The organism is Pseudomonas sp. Sample_23, assembly GCF_004307595.1.
GTDB lineage: Bacteria > Pseudomonadota > Gammaproteobacteria > Pseudomonadales > Pseudomonadaceae > Aquipseudomonas > Aquipseudomonas atacamensis.
Map to the genome: position 1 here is coordinate 37,802 of NZ_RCNX01000072.1, position 21,926 is coordinate 59,727.

Consider the following 21,926-nt stretch of genomic DNA (forward strand, 5'->3'; position numbering starts at 1 on the left):
AATAATTGTGGGAGCGAGCCTGCTCGCGAAGGCGTCTTAACATCCAACATCATCGTTGATTGTCAGACCGCTTTCGCGAGCAGGCTCGCTCCCACAGTTTTTATTGCGTGATGCTTAAGCGATCTTTTCGAACTTCAGATCCCACACGCCATGGCCAAGACGTTCGCCGCGGCGTTCGAACTTGGTGATCGGGCGTTCGGCCGGGCGCGGGACGCATCTGCCGTCTTCGGCGAGGTTGCGGTAGCCCGGGGCGACGTTCATCACTTCCAGCATGTACTCGGCGTACGGTTCCCAGTCGGTGGCCATGTGCAGAATGCCGCCGACCTTGAGCTTGCTGCGCACAAGTTCAGCGAACGAGGCCTGGACGATGCGGCGCTTGTGGTGGCGGCTCTTGTGCCACGGATCCGGGAAAAACAGCATCAGGCGATCGAGGCTGTTGTCGGCGATGCAGCGGTTGAGCACTTCGATCGCGTCGCAATCGTAGACCCGCAGGTTGGTCAGCCCTTGGGTCAGCACGCCATTGAGCAGCGCGCCGACACCCGGGCGGTGCACTTCCACACCGATGAAATCCTGCTCTGGGGCAGCTGCGGCCATTTCCAGCAGCGAGTGGCCCATGCCGAAACCGATTTCCAGCGAGCGCGGTGCCGAGCGGCCGAACACCTGGTCGTAATCGACCGGCGCATCGGCCAGCGGCAGCACGTACAGCGGCGCGCCCTGGTCCAGGCCGCGTTGCTGGCCTTCGGTCATGCGCCCGGCGCGCATCACGAAACTCTTGATGCGGCGGTGTTGGCGCTCGTCGCCTTCGTCCGGCTGGACAGGCGTGTCGTTCGATTCAGTCATCAATGGCTCTTACTTGATCAGACCATCCAGCGGCGAAGAGGCGCTGGCATAGAGTTTTTTCGGCATGCGGCCGGCGAGGTACGCCAGGCGACCAGCGACGATGGCGTGCTGCATGGCTTGCGCCATCATGACCGGTTGCTGGGCGTGGGCGATGGCCGAGTTCATCAGTACGGCGTCGCAACCCAGTTCCATGGCGATGGTCGCGTCGGAAGCGGTACCGACACCGGCATCCACCAGCACCGGGATCTTGGCTTCTTCGAGGATGATCTGCAGGTTGTACGGATTGCAGATGCCCAGACCGGAGCCGATCAGACCCGCCAGCGGCATCACGGCGATGCAACCGATTTCGGCCAACTGGCGAGCGATGATCGGGTCATCGCTGGTGTAGACCATCACGTCGAAGCCTTCCTTGACCAGGGTTTCGGCGGCCTTGAGGGTTTCGATCACGTTGGGAAACAGGGTTTTCTGGTCGGCCAGCACTTCCAGCTTCACCAGGTTGTGGCCGTCGAGCAGTTCACGCGCCAGGCGGCAGGTGCGCACGGCTTCGATGGCGTCGTAGCAACCGGCAGTGTTCGGCAGGAAGGTGTAGCGATCCGGCGACAGCACTTCGAGCAGGTTCGGCTCGCCTTCGATCTGGCCCAGGTTGGTGCGGCGTACGGCGAAGGTGACGATCTCGGCACCCGAGGCTTCGATGGCCTGACGGGTTTCTTCCATGTCACGGTACTTGCCGGTACCGACCAGCAAACGCGACTGGTAAGTACGACCGGCCAGAACAAAAGGCTTGTCGCTACGAACGATGCTCATGGGGAATCCTCTTTAGGGGTGAGGGTCTTGCAGAATTCTGTGCCCTTGCGGGCCGGGACAATCAGCCGCCGCCGATGGCGTGGACCACTTCAACGTTGTCGCCGTCGTTCAACGTGGTGTCGGCATGCTGGCTGCGCGGGACGATGTCCAGATTGAGCTCGACCGCCACGCGACGTCCGGCCAGATCCAGACGGGTGATCAGGCCCGCAACGGTTTCACCGTCGGGCAATTCAAAGGACTCGCCGTTCAACTGAATGCGCATGCACAACGCCGCCATCATTTTTAGGGGCTGGCATTCTAGCCCGATCATGACCTAAAGGTCAGTACCAAGCGTCAAGCGGTTGGCTGCAAGCGCCAGGCGGCGAGGCCGAGGCAAACCCAACCGATGAGAAACGCCAGGCCTCCGAACGGCGTGATGATGCCGAGTTTGCTGATGCCGGTCATGGTCAGCAGATACAGGCTGCCGGAGAACAACACAATGCCGACGGTGAAGGACAGGCCGGCCCAAGTAATCAGGCGCCCTTGAATCTGCGTGGCCAGCAGCGCAACGCCGAACAGCGCGAGTGTGTGCACCAGTTGGTAGGTGACGCCGGTGTGGAAAATCGTCAGGTATTCCGGCGTCAGACGGTTTTTCAGGCCGTGGGCGGCAAACGCACCGAGCGCAACACCGGTGAATCCGAAAAAAGCGGCCAGCATCAAAAAGCCACGCAGCATGGGGAACTCCAGTCAGACGCCATCGGCAGGGTCTGTATAATGGCCCGCTCCACGGGTTCGGCCAAGCCATCTCTATGCTGCGTTCAATTTTCCGTCGTCTCACGAAGGCTCTGCTCTGGTTCGCCGGCGGCAGCGTCTTGCTGGTGCTGGTGTTCCGCTTCGTGCCACCGCCGGGTACGGCGTTGATGGTCGAGCGCAAGGTCGAATCCTGGGTCGACGGCGAGCCGATTGACCTGCAGCGCACCTGGAAACCGTGGAACGAGATCTCCGATGACCTGAAAGTGGCGGTAATTGCTGGCGAAGACCAGAAATTCCCCGAGCACTGGGGCTTCGATCTGCGCGCGATTCAGGCCGCTCTGGCCCACAACGAACTGGGCGGTTCGATTCGCGGTGCCAGCACCTTGAGCCAGCAGGTGTCGAAAAATCTCTTTCTCTGGTCCGGCCGCAGCTATCTGCGCAAAGGCCTGGAAGCGTGGTTTACCGCGCTGATCGAGGTGTTCTGGCCCAAGCAGCGGATTCTTGAAGTGTACCTGAACAGTGTCGAGTGGGATGACGGCGTGTTTGGCGCTGAAGCGGCGGCGCGGCATCACTTTGGCGTGAGCGCGAAGTCATTGTCGCGCCAGCAGGCGAGTTATCTGGCTGCCGTACTGCCCAATCCACGGGTGTGGAGCGCGAGTCATCCGACCGGTTATGTATCGCGACGCGCCGGGTGGATTCGACAGCAGATGAGTCAGTTGGGCGGGGACAGTTACTTGCTCGGGCTGAATGATTCGCGACGGGCGCCTTGGGCTGAATAACACCGGAATACCAATGCGGGAGCGAGCCTGCTCGCGAATGCGGTGGATCATTCAGCAGTGGCGGTGACTGACACTCCGCTTTCGCGAGCAAGCTCGCTCCCACATGGGTTTTGCGTAAAGCCAGAAATGAAAACGCCCCGATCATCGCTGATCGGGGCGTTTTTTATTGCTGATGCGCCGGTTACGCGGCGATCGACAACTTGAGCTTGTTCATCGCGCTCTTTTCGAGCTGACGGATTCGCTCGGCCGACACGTTGTACTTCTGCGCCAGGTCGTGCAGCGTGGCTTTCTCTTCTGCCAGCCAGCGCTGGTAGAGGATGTCGCGACTACGCTCGTCCAGCACTTCCAGTGCTTCGTGCAGGTTGGTGTTCGAGTTGTCGCTCCAGTCGGCATCTTCCAGTTGACGCGCCGGGTCGTACCGGTGGTCTTCCAGGTAGTTGGCCGGAGACTGGAAAGCGCTGTCGTCGTCGGCTTCGGCAGCCGGGTCGAAGGCCATGTCGTGGCCGGTCAGGCGGCTTTCCATCTCGCGCACTTCACGTGGTTCGACGCCAAGGCTTTCCGCCACACGGTGGACTTCCTCGTTGTTCAGCCACGCCAGACGCTTCTTCTGGCTGCGCAGGTTGAAGAACAGCTTGCGCTGGGCCTTGGTGGTCGCGACTTTCACAATGCGCCAGTTGCGCAGGATGAACTCGTGAATTTCCGCCTTGATCCAGTGCACGGCGAACGACACCAGACGCACACCCATTTCCGGGTTGAAGCGCTTGACGGCCTTCATCAGGCCGACGTTGCCTTCCTGGATCAGATCAGCCTGAGCCAGACCGTAGCCGGAATAGCTACGGGCAATGTGTACGACAAAACGCAGGTGGGCGAGCACCATCTGCCGAGCCGCCCCCAAATCCTGCTCATAGTAGAGACTCTCGGCCAGTTCACGCTCCTGCTCCGGCGTCAGCAATGGAATGCTGTTGACGGTGTGCACATAGGCTTCCAGGTTCGCACCCGGAACCAGCGCATACGCAGGTTGCAAAGAATTGGTCATACGAAAAAACCTCCCACTCACATACTCGTGCCTCTCGGCACTGCGAAAAATTGACCGGGAACTCAGGTACAAGTTCCCATAAAAACCGCAAGGTCAATCACGCGCAAAAAAGATTCTACTTCGGCGCCAGCTCCCTGAGATGACGTGCGACTGCAATCCATGCACCGATATAACCCAACAGCACCGCGCCAAGCAAGAGCGACAGACCGTCGGCCACTGGCACGCCGGCCAGGGCGAAATCACTGCCGTACAAACCGGCCAGTCCGACCACCGCATCGTTCAGCCAGTTCAGGCCGAACGCCAATACGCCCCAGGACAACAGCCCTGCACCGAAGCCATACAACGCGCCCATATAAAGAAAAGGGCGGCGCACATAACTGTCAGTGCCGCCGACGAGTTTAATCACTTCTATCTCGGTGCGGCGGTTTTCAATATGAAGACGAATGGTATTGCCTATCACCAAAAGTAATGCAGACACCAACAATACCGTCAGACCGAAGACAAAGCGGTCGCCAAGCTTGAGGATGGCGGCCAGACGCTCGACCCAGACTAGATCAAGTTGCGCCTGTTGTACCTTCGGCAGCTCGGAAAGTTTTTGTCTTAATGCTTCGAGTGTCGGCTTGTCGACTTCGTTCGGGGTCACCAGCACCACACCCGGCAAAGGGTTGTCGGGCAGCTCACGCAGAGCTTCGCCCAAGCCGGACTGCTGCTGGAATTCTTCCAGCGCCTGATCGCGGCCGACATATTCGGCATCAGCGACGCCGGGCATGCCTTTGATCTGCTCACGCAGTGCTTCACCCTGCTCCGGACTGGCGTCGAGTTGCAGGTACAGGGAAATCTGCGCCGCGCGCTGCCAGGAACCACCAAGACGCTCAACGTTGTTGAGCAACAGCGACAGCCCCATCGGCAGACTCAACGCCACGGCCATCACCATGCAGGTGAAGAAGCTGCCGATCGGCTGTTTGCCGAGGCGGCGCAGGCTATCGAGCAGGCTGGCGCGATGGCTTTCGATCCAGGCGTGAAACAGCGTGGCGAAGTCCGGGCCGTCGTCATCGTCGTGTTTTTTCTTCTTCTGCGGTTGCGGGTCGGCGGCCTTCGGGGCCACGCGCTCGGAAACCTTCGGACTGCGTGTCGCACTCATACCCCGGCCTCCCCGTCGCCGATCAGGCGGCCGCGTTGCAGGGTCAGCATGCGATGACGCATGCGCGCGATCAGTGCCAGGTCGTGACTGGCGATCAGCACGCTGGTGCCCAAACGGTTGATGTCTTCGAACACGCCCATGATCTCCGCCGCCAAGCGCGGATCGAGGTTACCGGTCGGTTCGTCCGCCAGCAGCAAGGCCGGGCGGTGGACGATGGCGCGGGCAATGCCGACGCGCTGTTGTTGACCGGTGGACAGATCGCCCGGGTACAGATCGGATTTGTCCGACAGCGCCACGCGCTCCAGCGCCGAATCGACGCGCTTGGCGATCTCGACCTTGGACAGGCCGAGGATTTGCAGCGGCAAGGCGACGTTGTTGAACACCGTGCGATCAAACAGCAACTGGTGATTCTGGAACACCACGCCGATCTGTCGGCGCAGGAACGGAATCTGCGCGTTGCTGATGGTGCTCAGGTCTTGCCCGGCGAGCAGCAATTTGCCGCTGGTCGGCCGCTCCATCGCCAGCAACAGGCGCAACAGCGTGGATTTACCGGCACCGGAGTGGCCGGTGACAAACAAGAACTCGCCACGACGGACTCGAAAGCTCAGCTCATGCAAGCCGACGTGACCGTTCGGGTAGCGTTTACCGACCTGTTCGAAACGAATCATGAACGCTCCCGCTCGGCAAACAATGCCTGGACAAAGGGTTCGGCTTCAAAGGTACGCAAATCGTCGATGCCTTCACCGACGCCGATGTAGCGGATCGGCAGGCCGAACTGCTTGGCCAGGGCGAAAATCACCCCGCCCTTGGCGGTGCCGTCGAGTTTGGTCAGGGCCAGGCCGGTCAGTTCGACGGTCTGGTTGAACTGCTTGGCCTGGTTGATGGCGTTCTGGCCAGTGCCGGCGTCGAGCACCAGCAGCACTTCGTGCGGCGCGTCGGCGTCGAGCTTGCCGATCACCCGGCGAACCTTTTTCAGTTCTTCCATCAGGTTGTCTTTGGTGTGCAGACGACCGGCGGTGTCAGCGATCAGCACGTCGATGCCACGGGCCTTGGCCGCTTGCACCGCGTCGAAGATCACCGAAGCGGAATCGGCGCCGGTGTGCTGGGCAATCACCGGAATCTTGTTGCGCTCGCCCCAGACCTGCAATTGCTCCACGGCCGCGGCGCGGAAGGTGTCGCCGGCCGCCAGCATGACCTTCTTACCCTCCAATTGCAGCTTCTTCGCCAGCTTGCCGATGGTGGTGGTCTTGCCAGCGCCGTTGACGCCGACCACCAGGATCACGAAAGGCTTGTTCTGCGAGGCGATTTTCAGTGGCTGTTCAACCGGTTTGAGCATCGCGGCCAATTCGGCCTGCAGAGATTTGTACAGGGCGTCGGCGTCGGCCAGCTCCTTACGTGCGACCTTCTGGGTCAGGCGCTGGATGATCTGCGTAGTGGCTTCAACGCCGACGTCGGCGGTGAGCAGACGGGTTTCGAGGTCGTCGAGCAGGTCATCATCGATGGTCTTGCGCCCGAGGAACAGACTGGCCATGCCCTCGCCGATGCTGGCGCTGGTCTTCGACAGGCCTTGCTTGAGGCGGGCGAAGAAACCGGCTTTGGTTTCTTCGGTGCGCGGGGTTTCGACGGGCGTTTCTACAGGCGCTTCGACCGGCACGATCGGAGCGACAACCGGCGCAGCGGCAAGCGGTGCGGGCTCATGCTCGGAAGGCGGAACAACCGGGGCGGCGGGTTCAGAAATGATCGGCGCTGGCTCGACAACCGGCTCAGGCACAGGCTGCGCCGCAACCTCGACAACCGGCTCAGGCACAGGCTGCGCAGCCACCTCGGCAACCGGCGCAGGAATCACTGGCGTCACATGTGGCGCCGCATCTTCAACCAGCGCGACCGGCTCTTCTGCCACCGGCAAGGTCAGCCACGGCTCGGCGGCGGGCGTCAGCGGCAGTTCGGGAGCGGCGGGCGCTTCCGGCTCGGCTTCAGCCTCCGGTTGCAGCACCGGCTCGGCGATAGGCAGCACAATCGGTGCCGGCTCTTCTTCTATTACAGGTGCAGGCGCGGGGGCCGGTTCAGGAATCGCGGGCGGCTGTTCGACGACGGGTTCCTGCGGTTTCTTCCGCAGCCATCCGAACAGGCTTTTCTTCTCGCCAGCCGCAGCTGGGCTCTTCTTGTCGTCGTTGGAACCAAACATGGAGGACGGCTATCTCACGGTAGCGACGCGCCAACAGGGCGCCCCGGCAAATAAATATTCGATGCAGAACAGACTGTGTTTCACCCAGCTTGTTCACGCGCAACATTTTGTCGAGGCACCGAAAGCACCTCAAGGATCGTATTAACGTTGGTCTAAACCGGCAAAGATCGGCGAAAACGCGGAGTTTAGTGGGAAAAACACAGCATTGCGCCGCTAACCTAATCAGCCTTATCACACCCTCAGGCCTGATAGACGTGGTCGCCGGTAAAACGGATCAGTATCCTAGCACCCTCTCGCCCGCCGACGCTAAGACCAAGCGGGCAGCCCAACAGGTTGAAAAACGAATGAATGCTCTTGCCCGCCGCGCTGCTGGCCTGCTGCTCAGCGCAGTCTGCCTGCCCCTTTCGGCCCTGGCGGCCGACCCGCAACCGACCCATGAATTCACCCTCGACAACGGCCTCAAGGTCGTCGTGCGCGAAGACCATCGCGCACCGGTGGTCGTTTCGCAGATCTGGTACAAGGTCGGCTCCAGCTACGAGACTCCGGGCCAGACCGGTCTGTCCCACGCGCTCGAGCACATGATGTTCAAGGGCAGCGAAAAGGTCGGCCCCGGCGAAGCTTCGCTGATCCTGCGCGACCTCGGCGCCGAAGAAAACGCCTTTACCAGCGACGACTTCACGGCTTATTACCAGGTGCTGGCCCGTGATCGTCTCGGCGTGGCCTTCGAGCTGGAAGCCGACCGCATGGCCAACCTGCGCCTGCCGGCCGACGAGTTCGCCAAGGAAATCGAAGTCATCAAGGAAGAGCGCCGCCTGCGCACCGATGACAAGCCGATGTCCAAGGCTTACGAGCGCTACAAGGCCATGGCCTACCCGGCCAGCGGATACCACACGCCGACCATCGGCTGGATGGCTGACCTCGACCGTATGAAAGTCGAGGAACTGCGCCACTGGTACCAATCCTGGTACGCGCCGAACAACGCCACGCTGGTGGTGGTTGGTGACGTCACTCCGGACGAAGTGAAAACCCTCGCCCAGCGTTATTTCGGCCCGGTCGCCAAACGCGACGTGCCACCGGCGAAAAAACCGCTGGAACTGGCCGAGCCCGGCGAACGCCAGATCACCCTGCGCGTGCAGACCCAACTGCCGAGCCTGATGCTTGGCTTCAACGTGCCGAGCATTGCTACCGCTGAAGACAAACGCTCGGTCAACGCCTTGCGCTTGATCTCGGCGCTGCTCGACGGCGGCTACAGCGGACGCATCCCGACGCAGCTGGAACGCGGCGAAGAGCTGGTCTCCGGCGGCTCGTCGGACTATGACGCCTACACCCGTGGCGACAGCCTGTTCACCCTGTCGGCCACGCCAAATACGCAGAAGAAAAAGACCATCGCCCAGGCCGAAGCCGGCTTGTGGAAACTGCTTGAGCAACTGAAAACCACCGCGCCGTCTGCCGAAGAGCTCGAACGCGTCCGCGCTCAAGTCATCGCCGGCCTGGTCTACGAGCGTGACTCGATCACCAGCCAGGCCACCGCGATCGGTCAACTGGAAACGGTCGGTCTGTCGTGGAAGCTGATGGACACCGAACTGGCCGATCTGGAAAGCGTGACCCCGCAAGACATCCAGAACGCCGCGAAAAAGTATTTCACCCGCGAACGTCTCAGCGTCGCCCACGTCCTGCCTTTGGAGACGACTCATGAGTGAGCGCAAAACCCCACGCCTGATGCTGCTTGGCCTGATTGCTGTCGCGGTGATCGGCTCCGCAGCGGTTTATTTGTCGCCAAGCGCTGACAGCAAGGCCAGCGAAGCACTGGATAACGCCAAGTCCAGCCAGAAACTGCAATCGCTGGCCGAACTCGACGGCAAGGCCCCGGCCAGCCGCAAGCTCGACGTACAGACCTGGAACACCGCTGAAGGCGCGAAAGTGCTGTTCGTCGAAGCGCATGAGCTGCCGATGTTCGACATGCGCCTGATCTTCGCCGCTGGCAGCAGCCAGGATGGCAACGTCCCCGGCCTCGCGGTGCTGACCAACGCAATGCTCAACGAAGGCATTGCCGGCAAAGACGTCGGCGCCATCGCTCAAGGGTTTGAAGGCCTCGGCGCCGACTTCGGCAACGGTGCGTTCAAGGACATGGCGCTGGCTTCGCTGCGCAGCCTCAGCGCACCCGAGCAGCGTGAACCGGCGTTGAAGCTGTTCGCCGATGTGGTCGGCAAACCCACCTTCCCCGCCGACTCCTTCGCGCGCATCAAGAACCAGCTGCTCGCCGGTTTCGAGTACCAGAAACAGAACCCCGGCAAACTCGCCAGCCTCGAACTGATGAAGCGTCTGTACGGCGATCACCCGTACGCGCATTCCAGCGATGGCAATGCGCAGAGCGTGCCGAAGATCACGGTCGCGCAATTGCGCGAGTTCCATGCCAAGGCCTACGCCGCCGGCAACGCTGTGATTGCACTGGTCGGCGACCTGTCGCGAGCCGAAGCCGAGGCGATCGCCAATCAGGTCTCTTCTGCCCTGCCGAAAGGTCCGGCACTGGCGAAAATCGCCGCACCGCAGGAACCGAAGGCCAGCGTCAACCACATCGAGTTTCCGTCGAAACAGACCAACCTGATGCTCGCGCAACTGGGCATCGATCGCGACGATCCGGATTACGCCGCGCTGTCGCTGGGCAACCAGATCCTCGGCGGCGGTGGTTTCGGCACACGCCTGATGAGCGAAGTGCGCGAGAAGCGTGGCCTGACCTACGGTGTTTATTCGGCGTTCAGCCCGATGCAGGCCCGTGGCCCGTTCATGATCAACCTGCAGACCCGCGCCGAGATGAGCGAAGGCACCCTGAAGCTGGTGCAGGACGTGCTCGCCGACTACCTGAAAACCGGGCCGACGCAAAAAGAACTCGACGATGCCAAGCGCGAACTGGCCGGCAGCTTCCCGCTGTCCACCGCGAGCAACGCCGACATCGTTGGCCAATTGGGCGCGATGGGCTTCTATAATCTGCCGCTGAGCTATCTCGACGATTTCATGCGTCATTCGCAGAGCCTGACCGTAGAGCAAGTCCGCGCTGCGCTGAACAAACACCTGAGCACGGAGAAAATGGTCATCGTCACCGCTGGCCCGACCGTGCCGCAAAAGCCGTTACCGGCCCCATCTGATAAACCTGCCGAGCAACCGCTCGGGGTTCCGGAGCATTAATGGCGACTCGAGCACCGAAAAAACCTGTGCAAAACGTGCACAACGGCGTCAATCAGCTGCGCATCATTGGCGGCCAGTGGCGCAGCCGCAAGCTGAGCTTCCCCGACGCACCAGGCCTGCGCCCGACCCCGGATCGCGTGCGTGAAACCCTGTTCAACTGGCTCGCGCCGTATGTCGAAGGGGCGAAAGTGCTCGACCCGTTCGCCGGCAGCGGCGCGCTGTTTCTCGAAGCCCTGTCCCGTGGCGCGGCAACGGCCCAGGCGCTGGACGCCAGCAACGTTGCGGTTTCCAGCCTGAAAGAACATCTCGGCACCCTGCGTTGCAGCAACGGCCAGGTGCAAACCGCCGATGCGCTGCGCTACCTGGAAACCCAGACCGCGACGCCGTTCGACCTGGTGTTCCTCGACCCGCCGTTCAACCAGAACCTGCTGCCAGCGGTTTGTACCTTGCTGGAAGAACGCCAATGGCTGGCGGCCGATTCGTGGATCTACACTGAAAGCGAAACAGCGCCATCGACGCTGGGCCTGCCGGGCAACTGGCGTCTGCATCGTGAACAGAAATCCGGTCGGGTTTTTTACGCGCTGTGGCAGCGCACGGCGGACATCGCCGGCTGACAAGGTCGCAAGCAACCTGCGGCGAGGGGGCAAGCTTCCTCGCCACAAGCCCATCGAGAATCATCGTGCCCCCTTCGCCAGAACGCTTCATCCCCGCCTTCGGCCTCGGCAATCCGCATCTGCAAACGCTGTGGGGGCCGCTGTGGCGCAAGACCGTGCACATCGAGCGAGAACGCGAGCGCCTGTGGCTCGAGGACGGCGACTTCCTCGACCTCGACTGGCACGGCCCGCACAGCGCCGAGGCGCCGTTGGTACTGGTGCTGCACGGTTTGACCGGCTCTTCCAATTCGCCCTACGTGGCGGGCATTCAAAAGGCCTTGGCCGAGCAGGGCTGGGCCAGCGTCGCGCTGAACTGGCGCGGTTGTTCCGGCGAGCCGAATCTGTTGCCGCGCAGCTACCACTCCGGCGCCAGCGAAGACCTTGCCGAAGCCATCCAGCACCTGCACGCGAAACGCCCGTTGGCGCCGTTGTACGCGGTCGGCTATTCGCTGGGGGGTAATGTGCTGCTCAAGCATCTGGGTGAAACCGGCAGCGACAGCGGCGTGCTCGGCGCGGTGGCGGTGTCGGTACCGTTCCGTCTCGATCAATGTGCCGATCGTATCGGCCAAGGGTTTTCGCGGGTGTATCAGGCGCACTTCATGCGAGAGATGGTCGCCTACATCAGGAACAAGCAGCGTCAGTTCCAGCATGACGGGCGCGAAGACGGCCTGGCGAAACTGGCCGCGCTCGGCTCGCTGGAAAACATGCGTACGTTTTGGGATTTCGACGGCCGGGTTACCGCGCCGCTGCATGGCTTCAATGATGCCGAGGATTATTACCGCCGCGCCTCGAGCCGCTATTACCTCGGCGAGATCCGCACGCCGACGCTGATCATTCAGGCGGCGGACGATCCGTTTGTATTTCCACACAGCCTGCCGCAAGCCGACGAGTTGTCAGCCTGCACCCGGTTCGAATTGCAGGCGCGTGGCGGTCATGTCGGCTTCGTCGACGGCTCGGTGCGCCGGCCCGGGTATTACCTGGAGCGGCGTATCCCGCAATGGCTGGCCGAGACCAGTGTGTGAACACCGCATATCCCCTGTAGGAGTGAGCCTGCTCGCGAAGGCGGTGGGTCAGTCTGGAAATTCAATGCCTGACAGGACGCCTTCGCGAGCAGGCTCGCTCCCACATGCGATCAGCGATGTTATTCGCCGGTGGCAATGCCGCGCGACGGTTCGTTGATCCACTCGCTCCACGATCCGGCATACAGCGCACCCAGCGGATAGCCGGCCAGGCACAGTGCAAACAGGTTGTGACACGCCGTCACCCCGGAGCCGCAGTAGGCGACCAGTTCCGACGGTGAGCGATCACCCAGTTTCGCGGCAAAGCGCTGCTTGAGCTGCTCGGCCGGCAAAAACCGTCCATCACTGCCGAGGTTGTCGGTGAACGCCGCACACTGTGCGCCGGGAATGTGCCCGGCGACCGGATCGATGGGTTCCATTTCGCCCTTGAAGCGCGGCAAGGCGCGGGCGTCGAGCAGGGTCAGGGTTGGCTGGCCGAGGCGCTGCTGCAATTGTTCGGCGCTGAGCAACAGGCTCATGTCCGGCTGACCACTGAAGCTGCCCGGCGTCACGCTCGGCGGATCCAGGCTCAGCGGCAGGCCGGCGGCGTGCCAGGCTTTGAGCCCGCCATCGAGAATGAATACGCCGTCGCGCTTGCCCAGCCATGCCAGCAACCACCACGCCCGCGCCGCGTATGCACCCGGGCCGTCGTCATACAGAACCACATCGCTGTCGTTGCTGATGCCCCAGGCTTGCAGGCGTTCGATCAGCGCCGCCGGCTCGGGCAACGGATGACGCCCGGTCACGCCCTTCTCGACTTTGCCGCTTAGATCCCGTTCCAGATCGGCGAAACTCGCCCCGGCAATGTGCCCTTCGGCGTAGCTGCGCTGGCCGTAATCCGGATCTTCGAGGGCAAAACGACAATCGAGAATCACCAGCCCCGGCTGCTCTTTGCGAGCGTCCAGTGCTTGTGGGCTGATCAACTGCGCAATCGACATAACGGGCTCCTGTGGAATTCGGCTGAACGGTTTATTTCACGTCTTCGAGAGCCTGCGCCAGCGGCACGTAGAACTCGTCGAACAATGCGTTGACTTCATCCCGCGCCTGATCGGTAACAAACCCTGCTTCCAGCACCAGCACCTGGTACACGCCACGCTTCACGGCCTGTTCGCTGAGGTGGTTGGAGTTTTCCCGCGTGGTGCACAGAAAACGCACCCACGAGGTCAGGATGATCCACGCATTGAGGGTCAGCGATTCGATCTGCACGCGATCCATTTTCAGAATGCCGGCGGCGACAAAACCTTCGTAAATTGCGGCCCCCTGGATCACGCAGCGCTGGGAGAAACGCCGATAACGCGCGGCCAGTTCCGCATCGCTGTCGAGCAGATGCTCGAGGTCGCGGTGCAGAAAGCGGTAGCGCCACATGGCCGAGAGCAGTTCCTTGAGATAGAAACGCTTGTCCTCGACGGTCGCCGGGCGACCCTGAGGCGGACGCAGAAAGCTGTCCACCAGGGCTTCGTACTCACTGAACAACACGGCGATGATCGCCTGCTTGTTGGGGAAGTGGTAGTACAGGTTGCCCGGAGAAATCTCCATGTGCGCGGCGATGTGGTTGGTGCTGACGCTGCGCTCGCCCTGCTGATTGAACAGCTCCAGGCTGTTCTGAACGATGCGCTCGCTGGTTTTTATTCGTGGGGCCATGGCTTGAGCTTTAATTCAGAGTGCGTAGACGGCGCATCTTACGACCTAACCGGAAATGGATAAAACACTGACGTGCGCGGAAGTCGTTTGACTTTCTAGAGCTTAGACTCTAAAAAGTGCCCACTACAATAAAATCCGGAGCCCGCGATGACTGCCGACATTGCCTACCTGCAAACGCTGCAACAGCCTCTTGAAACCCTCGATCGGCAGTTCCAGGCACAACGGGCCGCGTACGCCGCCAACCCGATGCCGCCGGCCGCGCAGCGGCAACAATGGCTCAAGGCTTTGCGCGATCTGCTCAGCGCTGAGCGGCAGGCATTGATCGACGCGATCAGCGCCGATTTCAGTCACCGCAGCGCCGACGAAACCCGGCTCGCCGAGCTGATGCCGAGCCTGCACGGCATTCACTACGCCAGTCGTCACCTGAAAAACTGGATGAAGCCCTCGCGGCGCAAGGTAGGCATGGCGTTCCAGCCTGCTTCGGCGAAGGTGGTTTATCAGCCGCTGGGCGTGGTCGGCGTGATCGTGCCGTGGAACTACCCGCTGTATCTGGCCGTGGGGCCGATGGTCGGCGCCCTAGCTGCCGGCAATCGGGTGATGCTCAAGCTCAGCGAATCGACCCCGGCTACCGGCCTGCTGCTCAAAGAACTGCTGGCGCGGATCTTTCCCGAAGACTTGGTTTGCGTGGTGCTGGGCGAAGCGGATGTCGGCGTGGCGTTCTCGCGTCTGCCTTTCGATCATCTGCTGTTCACCGGCTCCACCAGCGTCGGCAAGCACGTCATGCGCGCTGCCGCGGAAAACCTCACGCCGGTCACCCTGGAACTGGGCGGCAAGTCGCCGGCCATCGTCTCCAGAGACGTACCGCTCAAGGACGCCGCCGAACGCATCGCCTTCGGCAAGACCCTGAACGCCGGGCAGACCTGCGTCGCGCCTGACTATGTGCTGGTGCCGGAAGACCGCGTCGGCGCTTTCGTTGAGGCCTATCGCCAGGCTGTGAAAGGCTTCTACCCGACCCTGGCCGACAACGCCGACTACACCGCGATCATCAACGAACGCCAGTTGGCCCGACTGAACGGTTACGTCAGCGACGCGACCAGCAAGGGCGCGCTGCTGATCCCGCTGTTCGAACAAGGCCAGGGCCGACGCATGCCGCACAGCGTGCTGCTCAATGTCAGCGATGAGATGACCGTGATGCAGGACGAAATCTTCGGCCCGTTGCTGCCAATCGTGCCTTATCGCGATCTGGAGCAGGCATTCGCTTACATCAATCAGCGGCCTCGTCCTCTGGCTCTTTACTACTTTGGCTACGACAAACGCGAACAGCATCGCGTACTGCACGAGACCCATTCCGGCGGCGTATGCCTGAACGACACTTTGTTGCATGTCGCTCAGGACGACATGCCCTTCGGTGGCATCGGTCCCTCGGGCATGGGCCATTACCACGGCCACGAAGGTTTCCTGACGTTCAGCAAGGCCAAGGGTGTGCTGATCAAACAGCGCTTCAACGCGGCCCGGCTGATCTACCCGCCCTACGGCACATCGATTCAGAAACTGATTCAGAAACTGTTCATCCGCTAAACGTTCGTCGACGCCGGGTAATAACAACAATGCACCCAAGCCTGACCGAAACACCCGCCCTGTCGCGCCGTGGCCTGCTGAAATTCAGCCTCGGCGCCAGCGCGTTTCTCGCCACCGCCGGCCTTGGCGCCAGCCTCACCGGCTGCTCGTCGAGCGTCAGCGCTAACGGCTTTGTCGTTTTGCGCGACGGCGATCTACTGTTCCTGCGCGCGCTGATCCCGGCAATGCTCGACGGCGCCGTTGCCGCCGGGGAAATGCCCGCAGCGGTCGACGGCACGCTGAAGTCGCTGGACTACAGCCTCGATCACGTGTCGCCGGAAATGCTCAAGCTCACTCGGCAACTGTTCGACGTGCTGGGCATGGCCGTGACCCGTGGCCCGCTTACCGGCATCTGGGGCAGTTGGGAAAACGCCAGCCCTGAAGCGATGCGGCATTTCCTCGAACGCTGGGAGAACAGTTCACTGAGCTTGCTGCGCATGGGCCATAGCTCATTGCAGCAGATGGTGATGATGGCCTGGTACACCCGCGCCGAGTCCTGGGCGCATTGCGGTTATCCCGGGCCGCCGAAGGTCTGAAACCGGGGCGCGGTCTTCGCGAGCAGGCTCGCTCCCACATTTGAAATGCATGTCCCTGTGGGAGCGAGCCTGCTCGCGAAGGGGCCAATTGCATCACCTCAGCATCCAGAATAATAAAGAGAACCTGACCGATGCCCGTACCCGATCCCTTCCGCGAAGGCCTCGCCCGAGGCTGGAAAACCTACAACGGCGCGCAACTGAGCGACGACCTCACCCTCGAAGCCGACGTGGCGATCATCGGCAGTGGCGCCGGCGGCGGCACCACGGCGGAGATCCTCAGCGCGGCCGGCTACAAAGTCCTGCTGATCGAAGAAGGCCCGCTGAAGACCAGTTCGGATTTCAAACTGCTCGAAGACGAGGCCTACAGCAGCCTCTACCAGGAAGGCATCGGGCGCATGAGCAAGGACGGCGCGATCACGATCCTGCAGGGCCGCGCGGTCGGCGGTACGACGCTGATCAACTGGACCTCAAGCTTCCGCACGCCCGAGCCGACCCTCGAACACTGGGCCAGCGAGCACAACGTCAAAGGCCATAGTCCGGCAGAGATGGCGCCGTGGTTCGAAAAAATGGAGCAGCGCCTCGGGGTCGCGCCGTGGATGGTGCCGCCCAATGCCAACAACGATGTGATCCGCAAAGGCTGCGAGCAACTCGGCTACAGCTGGCACGTGATCCCGCGCAACGTTCGCGGTTGCTGGAATCTCGGCTATTGCGGCATGGGCTGTCCGAGCAACGCCAAGCAATCGATGATGGTCACGACCATCCCGGCGACGCTGGAAAAGGGCGGCGAGCTGCTGTATCTCGCGCGGGTGGAGAAACTGCTGATCAGTTGCGACAAGGTCACCGGCCTGCATTGCGTGGCGATGGACCAACGCTGCGTCGAGCCGACCGGGCGCAGCATCAACGTCAAGGCGCGGCATTACGTGCTGGCCGGCGGCGGCATCAACAGCCCGGCGCTGTTGCTGCGGTCCGACGCGCCGGATCCGCATGAGCGCATCGGCAAGCGCACCTTTCTGCACCCGGTGAACATGTCCGCCGCGCGTTTCGCCGAGGTGGTCAATCCGTTTTACGGCGCGCCGCAGTCGATCTATTCCGACCATTTTCAGTGGAAGGACGGCACCACCGGGCCGATGGCGTTCAAACTTGAAGTGCCACCGCTGCACCCGGCGCTGGCCGCCACACTCCTCGGCGGTTTCGGCCAAGAGAACGCGCAACACATGGCTGATCTGCCGCACACCCACGCGATGCTGGCGCTGCTACGCGATGGCTTCCACCCGGACAGCAGCGGTGGCTCGGTGGAGCTGCGCGGTGATGGCTCGCCGGTGCTCGACTATCAGGTTTCGCAATACGCATGGGACGGTTTGCGCCGGGCCTTTCACGTCATGGCCGAAATCCAGTTCGCCGGCGGCGCGCAATCGGTGATGCCGATGCACGCCGACGGCCGCTATGTGAAGACCCTGGCCGAGGCGCGCTCAATGATCGATGGATTGAGCCTGGAGCTGTACCGCACGCGACTCGGTAGCGCCCATGTGATGGGTGGTTGTGCGATGGGTGAAGATCCGCAAAGCGCGGTTGCCGACAGCCTCGGCCGCCATCATCAACTGCGCAATCTGTCGATTCACGATGGCTCGCTGTTCCCCACCAGCATCGGCGCCAACCCGCAGCTGTCGGTGTATGGCCTGACCGCGCAACTGGCGACAGCCTTGGCTGATCGGCTGAAAAATCCATGAAAAAGCAGAATATTCCTATCGTCTATAGTGCTTTCTTACCCAACAGGCGACTTGGCCGACCGGGAAGGCTGCGATACCATCCGACTCCCCAACGGACTCCCGCCAGGACGACGCGATGAACCGAGTGTTGTACCCAGGTACCTTCGACCCTATTACCAAGGGCCATGGCGATCTGGTCGAACGCGCCTCGCGCCTGTTCGATCACGTGATCATTGCGGTCGCCGCCAGCCCGAAAAAGAACCCGCTGTTCCCGCTGGAACAACGGGTCGAACTGGCTCGCGAGGTCACCAAACACCTGCCTAACGTGGAAGTGGTCGGTTTCTCGACGCTGCTCGCGCATTTCGCCAAAGAGCAGAACGCCAATGTGTTCCTGCGTGGTCTGCGCGCGGTGTCGGACTTCGAATACGAATTCCAGCTGGCCAACATGAACCGCCAACTGGCGCCGGATGTGGAGAGCCTGTTTCTCACGCCGTCGGAGCGTTATTCGTTCATTTCCTCGACGCTGGTGCGGGAGATTGCCGCGCTGGGCGGCGATATCAGCAAGTTCGTCCACCCGGCCGTGGCCGACGCGCTGACCCTGCGCTTTAAAAAGTAGGAGCTGCCGCAGGCTGCGATCTTTGCTTTTGAAGATTGCAGTCTCGTGCCCTTGATCGCCCCCGCGTGCACTGCGCTCGCCAATGCGGCACAATTGCGCGCATTGATTTATAGCGCCCGGGCCTGCCGCCCCGGCTGGAGTTAGCATGTCCCTGATCATCACCGACGATTGCATCAACTGCGACGTCTGCGAACCCGAGTGCCCGAACGCCGCCATTTCCCAAGGCGAAGAGATCTACGTGATCGACCCGAACCTGTGCACCCAGTGCGTCGGCCACTACGACGAGCCGCAGTGCCAGCAGGTCTGCCCGGTGGATTGCATTCCACTGGACGAAGCCCATCCGGAGACTGAAGAACAGTTGATGGAAAAGTACCGCAAGATCACCGGCAAGGCCTGATCACTTCAGCGCCTGTACCGCCCTCTTCGCGAGCAGGCTCGCTCCCACATTTGCAATGCATTCCCCTGTGGGAGCGAGCCTGCTCGCGAATGGGCCATCAGCCACACCACTGAAACCCGATCAGCTCACTCGCGGTGCTCAAACCCCTCCCCTGTACACCCCAGACACCGCACAAACGCCGCTTTCGCCGGGTCAACCACCAGCGCCTGACCGGCATCGCCAACACCGCCGCCCAGTGCGGTAAACGGCAACGACACCACAAACGCTCCCGCACCGATCACCGTGGCCACCACCAGCAAAGGTCGGGCAATCAGCAGGTCGCCAAGCATGGCGTAGGCCGGGGGATTCTGGATGGTGTAACGCGGATCACCGCTGCCGGTTTCCGAGGCCTGAACGGCCAGGCTGGAACACAACAGCAGCGTGACGAAGAAGACTTGCAGGACTTTCATGGCACGATCCTTCGGGCTGCGCAGTAAGACTTCTCACTATAGACCGAAGGATTTTTTCAGGTCTGGCAGCGCGGGCAAAACACGCTGGCGCGCTGGCCCAGCTTCACTTCGCGCAGGCCGGTGCCGCAGACCTTGCAATGCTGACCTCCGCGGCCGTAGACAAACAGTTCCTGCTGGAAATAGCCCGGCTGACCGTCTCCGCCAATGAAGTCGCGCAACGTTGTGCCGCCACGCTCGATGGCGGCGGCGAGGATGCGCTTGATCTCGATTGCCAGTTTCAAGTAACGCCCGCGGGAGATGCCCCCGGCTTCGCGGCGCGGATCGATGCCGGCGGCGAACAGCGCTTCGGTCGCGTAGATATTGCCGACCCCGACCACCACCGCGTTGTCCATGATGAACGGCTTGACCGCCATCGAGCGCCCGCGTGACAGCTGGAACAGGCGCTCGCCATCGAACAGATCGGTCAGCGGCTCCGGCCCGAGGCGAATCAGCAGTTCGTGATTGAGCGGGTCGTTGCTCCACAGCATCGCACCGAAGCGTCGCGGGTCGGTGTAGCGCAGGGCCAGACCCGATTCCAGTTCGATATCGACGTGCTCGTGCTTCAAAGCCGGCAACCCGGCCTCGACCAGACGCAGATTGCCCGACATACCCAAATGGCTGATCAGCGTGCCGATCTCGGCGTTGATCAACAGGTATTTGGCGCGCCGCTCGACCAGCACGATGCGCTGCCCGGACAGGCGCACATCGAGGTCTTCGGGGATCGGCCAGCGCAGGCGCCGGTCGCGGACGATGACCCGGCTGACCCGCTGGCCTTCCAGGTGCGGGGCGATCCCGCGACGGGTGGTTTCGACTTCCGGCAGTTCAGGCATGGTGTCCTCGGATCAATGCGCGCCGAGGTCGCGAATCGTTTGTTTGAGTGTTTCGAAGTCGTAGTCCGACAGACCGACGTAATCGAGCACCAGCGGGCCCACCGCGCTCCACTCGAAATCCTCGCTCTGGTTGCCCAGCACGCGATAAGAGGCGCAGATGTGCTCGGCCATTTTCAGAATCGCCAGCAAATTCTTCAGTTGGCTGTTCTTCGACGATTCGTCGCTGAAAATCGCCAGCGCATTGTGGTGGTTGGCGATGGCGGCGCTGACATGCTCCGGCAGGCGCCAGGACTTGGCGGTGTAGTAACCGACCACGGCGTGGTTGGTGTTGAACACACGGTTTTCCGTATCGACCACGCGGCATTCCGGGCTGGCGCTGGCGTAGGCCTCTTCCAGCACGGTCATGTAATTGGGGAAACGCTGCAGCATCAATGGCACGCCGCAATCGTGGAACAGGCCCAACGCATAGGCTTCGTCACCGGCCTGGGTGCCGATGCGCTTGGCCAGAGTCAGGCAGGTCATCGCCACATCCTGCGCGGTGTCCCAGAAACGGTTGAGGGTGACGATGGTGTCATCGTTCATCTCGCCCTTGATCGACTGCGCGTTGATCAGGTTGATGATCGAGCGGCTGCCCAACAGGTTCACCGCACGCTGGATCGAGGTGATCTTGTTGCTCAGGCCGTAATACGGCGAGTTGACGATTTTCAGCAGCGCGCCGGACAGACCGGGGTCCTGGGAGATCAGTTTGGCGATCACCTCCAGGTCCGGGTCGGGCATGTACTGCTCCATTTGCAGATCCACCATGATCTGCGGTTGCGCCGGCACACTGATGCCTTGCAGCGATTGTTGAATCTGTTCGGTGGTCAGCTCTTGGGACATAAGTACACACTCCGGGGCAGGCGGCGATTCTAACCGCTGAAACCGCAGGGCGACACACCGATGGGCACATCGCCGGAACTTTCATCTGTGCCCAGGCTTCGGAATCTGTAGGGCGCATCGGACCTCATCGGTCCGCTGCGAAGGCAAAATCTCCACAGACTCAGGAGCTTACCGATGGCAACTTCCCTCAATGGCAAACGCGTCGCTATTTTGGTTACCGATGGTTTCGAACAGGTCGAAATGACCGGCCCCAAGGATGCCCTGGAGCAGGCCGGCGTGCAGGTCGATATCCTCTCGGCCGAGGCCGGCACCGTCAAAGGCTGGAACCATGACAAACCGGCGGACGACTTCCCCGTCAGCAACACTTTCCAGGCTGTGAGCGTCGATCAATACGATGCCGTGCTGCTGCCGGGTGGTGTGCAAAATTCCGACACCATCCGTATCGATCAGGATGCTCAGCATCTGGTCAAGACTGCCGCTTCGGCGGGCAAGCCGATTGCCGTGATCTGCCACGGCAGCTGGTTGCTGATCTCGGCGGGACTGGTCAACGGCAAGACCATGACCAGCTACAAAACGGTCAAGGACGATCTGGTCAATGCCGGGGTCAACTGGGTCGACCAGGAAGTGGTCAAGGACGGCAACCTGATCAGCAGCCGCCAGCCGGATGATGTGCCGGCGTTCAGTCAGGCCCTGATTGACGCACTGGCTGCATAAGAGCTGAAATCGCTTTCGCGAGCAGGCTCGCTCCCACAGGTGAATGCATTCCAAGTGTGGGAGCGAGCCTGCTCGCGAAGGGGCCCTCCGC

Annotated in this window: 24 protein-coding genes; 11 read left to right on the forward strand and 13 right to left on the reverse strand. The window is 61.8% G+C overall.

Going from position 1 to position 21,926, the window contains the following annotated elements; translation table 11 throughout:
- Nucleotides 1–114 precede the first annotated feature (114 nt).
- The 4 genes from trmB to D8U82_RS18865 form a co-directional block, all read right to left on the reverse strand.
- The gene (gene trmB / locus D8U82_RS18850; RefSeq protein ID WP_110603636.1) at nt 115–840 is read right to left on the reverse strand and encodes a tRNA (guanosine(46)-N7)-methyltransferase TrmB; all 726 of its coding nucleotides are present in this window, start codon (nt 838–840) and stop codon (nt 115–117) included.
- A 9-nt stretch (nt 841–849) separates the two neighbouring features.
- A complete protein-coding gene (locus D8U82_RS18855) occupies nt 850–1,644 on the reverse strand; it encodes a thiazole synthase (RefSeq protein ID WP_007964131.1) in 795 nt (264 codons plus the stop codon).
- A 61-nt stretch (nt 1,645–1,705) separates the two neighbouring features.
- Nucleotides 1,706–1,906: a sulfur carrier protein ThiS gene (gene thiS / locus D8U82_RS18860; RefSeq protein WP_038861193.1), complete on the reverse strand. Its 201-nt coding sequence runs from the start codon at nt 1,904–1,906 to the stop codon at nt 1,706–1,708.
- 71 nt (nt 1,907–1,977) lie between these two features.
- Nucleotides 1,978–2,358 (reverse strand): DUF423 domain-containing protein, encoded by a 381-nt coding sequence (locus tag D8U82_RS18865; protein WP_123441739.1) that lies wholly within the window; start codon nt 2,356–2,358, stop codon nt 1,978–1,980.
- A gap of 74 nt (nt 2,359–2,432) precedes the next feature.
- Here D8U82_RS18865 and mtgA point away from each other — a divergent pair, with 74 nt between their 5' ends.
- Entirely contained in the window at nt 2,433–3,155 is a 723-nt protein-coding gene (gene mtgA, locus D8U82_RS18870; protein WP_095181330.1) for a monofunctional biosynthetic peptidoglycan transglycosylase, read from the forward strand.
- A gap of 181 nt (nt 3,156–3,336) precedes the next feature.
- On the opposite strand, the gene rpoH is transcribed toward mtgA, so the two are convergent.
- The 4 genes from rpoH to ftsY form a co-directional block, all read right to left on the reverse strand.
- Nucleotides 3,337–4,191, reverse strand: coding sequence for an RNA polymerase sigma factor RpoH (rpoH, locus tag D8U82_RS18875; RefSeq protein WP_016772717.1), 855 nt, complete (start codon nt 4,189–4,191; stop codon nt 3,337–3,339).
- A gap of 115 nt (nt 4,192–4,306) precedes the next feature.
- A complete protein-coding gene (gene ftsX / locus D8U82_RS18880) occupies nt 4,307–5,332 on the reverse strand; it encodes a permease-like cell division protein FtsX (RefSeq protein WP_122612362.1) in 1,026 nt (341 codons plus the stop codon).
- A complete protein-coding gene (ftsE, locus tag D8U82_RS18885) occupies nt 5,329–6,000 on the reverse strand; it encodes a cell division ATP-binding protein FtsE (RefSeq protein WP_016772715.1) in 672 nt (223 codons plus the stop codon). Before ftsE ends, ftsX begins: the two co-directional genes overlap by 4 nt.
- Nucleotides 5,997–7,517: a signal recognition particle-docking protein FtsY gene (gene ftsY / locus D8U82_RS18890; RefSeq protein ID WP_130887367.1), complete on the reverse strand. Its 1,521-nt coding sequence runs from the start codon at nt 7,515–7,517 to the stop codon at nt 5,997–5,999. The genes ftsE and ftsY overlap by 4 nt, the downstream gene beginning before the upstream one ends.
- A 344-nt stretch (nt 7,518–7,861) precedes the next feature.
- Here ftsY and D8U82_RS18895 point away from each other — a divergent pair, with 344 nt between their 5' ends.
- The 4 genes from D8U82_RS18895 to D8U82_RS18910 all read left to right on the forward strand — a co-directional run bounded on the left by D8U82_RS18895 (nt 7,862) and on the right by D8U82_RS18910 (nt 12,375).
- Entirely contained in the window at nt 7,862–9,217 is a 1,356-nt protein-coding gene (locus D8U82_RS18895) for a pitrilysin family protein (RefSeq protein WP_041476824.1), read from the forward strand.
- A complete protein-coding gene (locus tag D8U82_RS18900; protein ID WP_130902725.1) occupies nt 9,210–10,700 on the forward strand; it encodes a pitrilysin family protein in 1,491 nt (496 codons plus the stop codon). The genes D8U82_RS18895 and D8U82_RS18900 overlap by 8 nt, the downstream gene beginning before the upstream one ends.
- Nucleotides 10,700–11,314 (forward strand): 16S rRNA (guanine(966)-N(2))-methyltransferase RsmD, encoded by a 615-nt coding sequence (gene rsmD / locus D8U82_RS18905; RefSeq protein WP_016772711.1) that lies wholly within the window; start codon nt 10,700–10,702, stop codon nt 11,312–11,314. The genes D8U82_RS18900 and rsmD overlap by 1 nt, the downstream gene beginning before the upstream one ends.
- A 65-nt stretch (nt 11,315–11,379) precedes the next feature.
- Nucleotides 11,380–12,375 carry a hydrolase gene (locus D8U82_RS18910; RefSeq protein ID WP_130902726.1) on the forward strand — a complete coding sequence of 332 codons (996 nt, stop codon included), beginning with the start codon at nt 11,380–11,382 and terminating at the stop codon, nt 12,373–12,375.
- A gap of 119 nt (nt 12,376–12,494) precedes the next feature.
- On the opposite strand, the gene D8U82_RS18915 is transcribed toward D8U82_RS18910, so the two are convergent.
- Together D8U82_RS18915 and D8U82_RS18920 are read right to left on the reverse strand one after the other, a co-directional pair.
- Entirely contained in the window at nt 12,495–13,349 is an 855-nt protein-coding gene (locus tag D8U82_RS18915; protein WP_024014673.1) for a sulfurtransferase, read from the reverse strand.
- Nucleotides 13,350–13,380: 31 nt separating this feature from the next.
- Nucleotides 13,381–14,052: a TetR/AcrR family transcriptional regulator gene (locus D8U82_RS18920; protein ID WP_016772708.1), complete on the reverse strand. Its 672-nt coding sequence runs from the start codon at nt 14,050–14,052 to the stop codon at nt 13,381–13,383.
- Between the two features lie 147 nt (nt 14,053–14,199).
- Here D8U82_RS18920 and D8U82_RS18925 point away from each other — a divergent pair, with 147 nt between their 5' ends.
- The 5 genes from D8U82_RS18925 (at nt 14,200) to D8U82_RS18945 (ending at nt 18,924) form a co-directional block, all read left to right on the forward strand.
- Entirely contained in the window at nt 14,200–15,630 is a 1,431-nt protein-coding gene (locus D8U82_RS18925; RefSeq protein ID WP_130902727.1) for a coniferyl aldehyde dehydrogenase, read from the forward strand.
- Nucleotides 15,631–15,659: 29 nt separating this feature from the next.
- Entirely contained in the window at nt 15,660–16,205 is a 546-nt protein-coding gene (locus D8U82_RS18930; RefSeq protein ID WP_130902728.1) for a twin-arginine translocation pathway signal protein, read from the forward strand.
- Between the two features lie 131 nt (nt 16,206–16,336).
- Nucleotides 16,337–17,932 carry a GMC family oxidoreductase gene (locus D8U82_RS18935; protein WP_130902729.1) on the forward strand — a complete coding sequence of 532 codons (1,596 nt, stop codon included), beginning with the start codon at nt 16,337–16,339 and terminating at the stop codon, nt 17,930–17,932.
- A 115-nt stretch (nt 17,933–18,047) separates the two neighbouring features.
- Nucleotides 18,048–18,527, forward strand: a complete 480-nt coding sequence (gene coaD / locus D8U82_RS18940) for a pantetheine-phosphate adenylyltransferase (protein WP_003229157.1) — start codon at nt 18,048–18,050, stop codon at nt 18,525–18,527.
- Nucleotides 18,528–18,672: 145 nt separating this feature from the next.
- Entirely contained in the window at nt 18,673–18,924 is a 252-nt protein-coding gene (locus D8U82_RS18945; protein WP_003195146.1) for a YfhL family 4Fe-4S dicluster ferredoxin, read from the forward strand.
- A gap of 125 nt (nt 18,925–19,049) precedes the next feature.
- Here D8U82_RS18945 and D8U82_RS18950 read toward each other — a convergent pair whose 3' ends face one another.
- From D8U82_RS18950 to D8U82_RS18960, 3 genes are read right to left on the reverse strand one after another with little or no spacing between them, the layout of a single operon-like run.
- A complete protein-coding gene (locus D8U82_RS18950; RefSeq protein WP_130902730.1) occupies nt 19,050–19,373 on the reverse strand; it encodes a multidrug transporter in 324 nt (107 codons plus the stop codon).
- 56 nt (nt 19,374–19,429) lie between these two features.
- A complete protein-coding gene (mutM, locus tag D8U82_RS18955) occupies nt 19,430–20,242 on the reverse strand; it encodes a bifunctional DNA-formamidopyrimidine glycosylase/DNA-(apurinic or apyrimidinic site) lyase (RefSeq protein WP_016772703.1) in 813 nt (270 codons plus the stop codon).
- Nucleotides 20,243–20,254: 12 nt separating this feature from the next.
- A complete protein-coding gene (locus tag D8U82_RS18960) occupies nt 20,255–21,067 on the reverse strand; it encodes an HDOD domain-containing protein (RefSeq protein WP_160769650.1) in 813 nt (270 codons plus the stop codon).
- Nucleotides 21,068–21,295: 228 nt separating this feature from the next.
- On the opposite strand from D8U82_RS18960, the gene D8U82_RS18965 reads away from it, so the two are divergent.
- Nucleotides 21,296–21,835 carry a type 1 glutamine amidotransferase domain-containing protein gene (locus D8U82_RS18965; protein ID WP_016772701.1) on the forward strand — a complete coding sequence of 180 codons (540 nt, stop codon included), beginning with the start codon at nt 21,296–21,298 and terminating at the stop codon, nt 21,833–21,835.
- Nucleotides 21,836–21,926 lie beyond the last annotated feature (91 nt).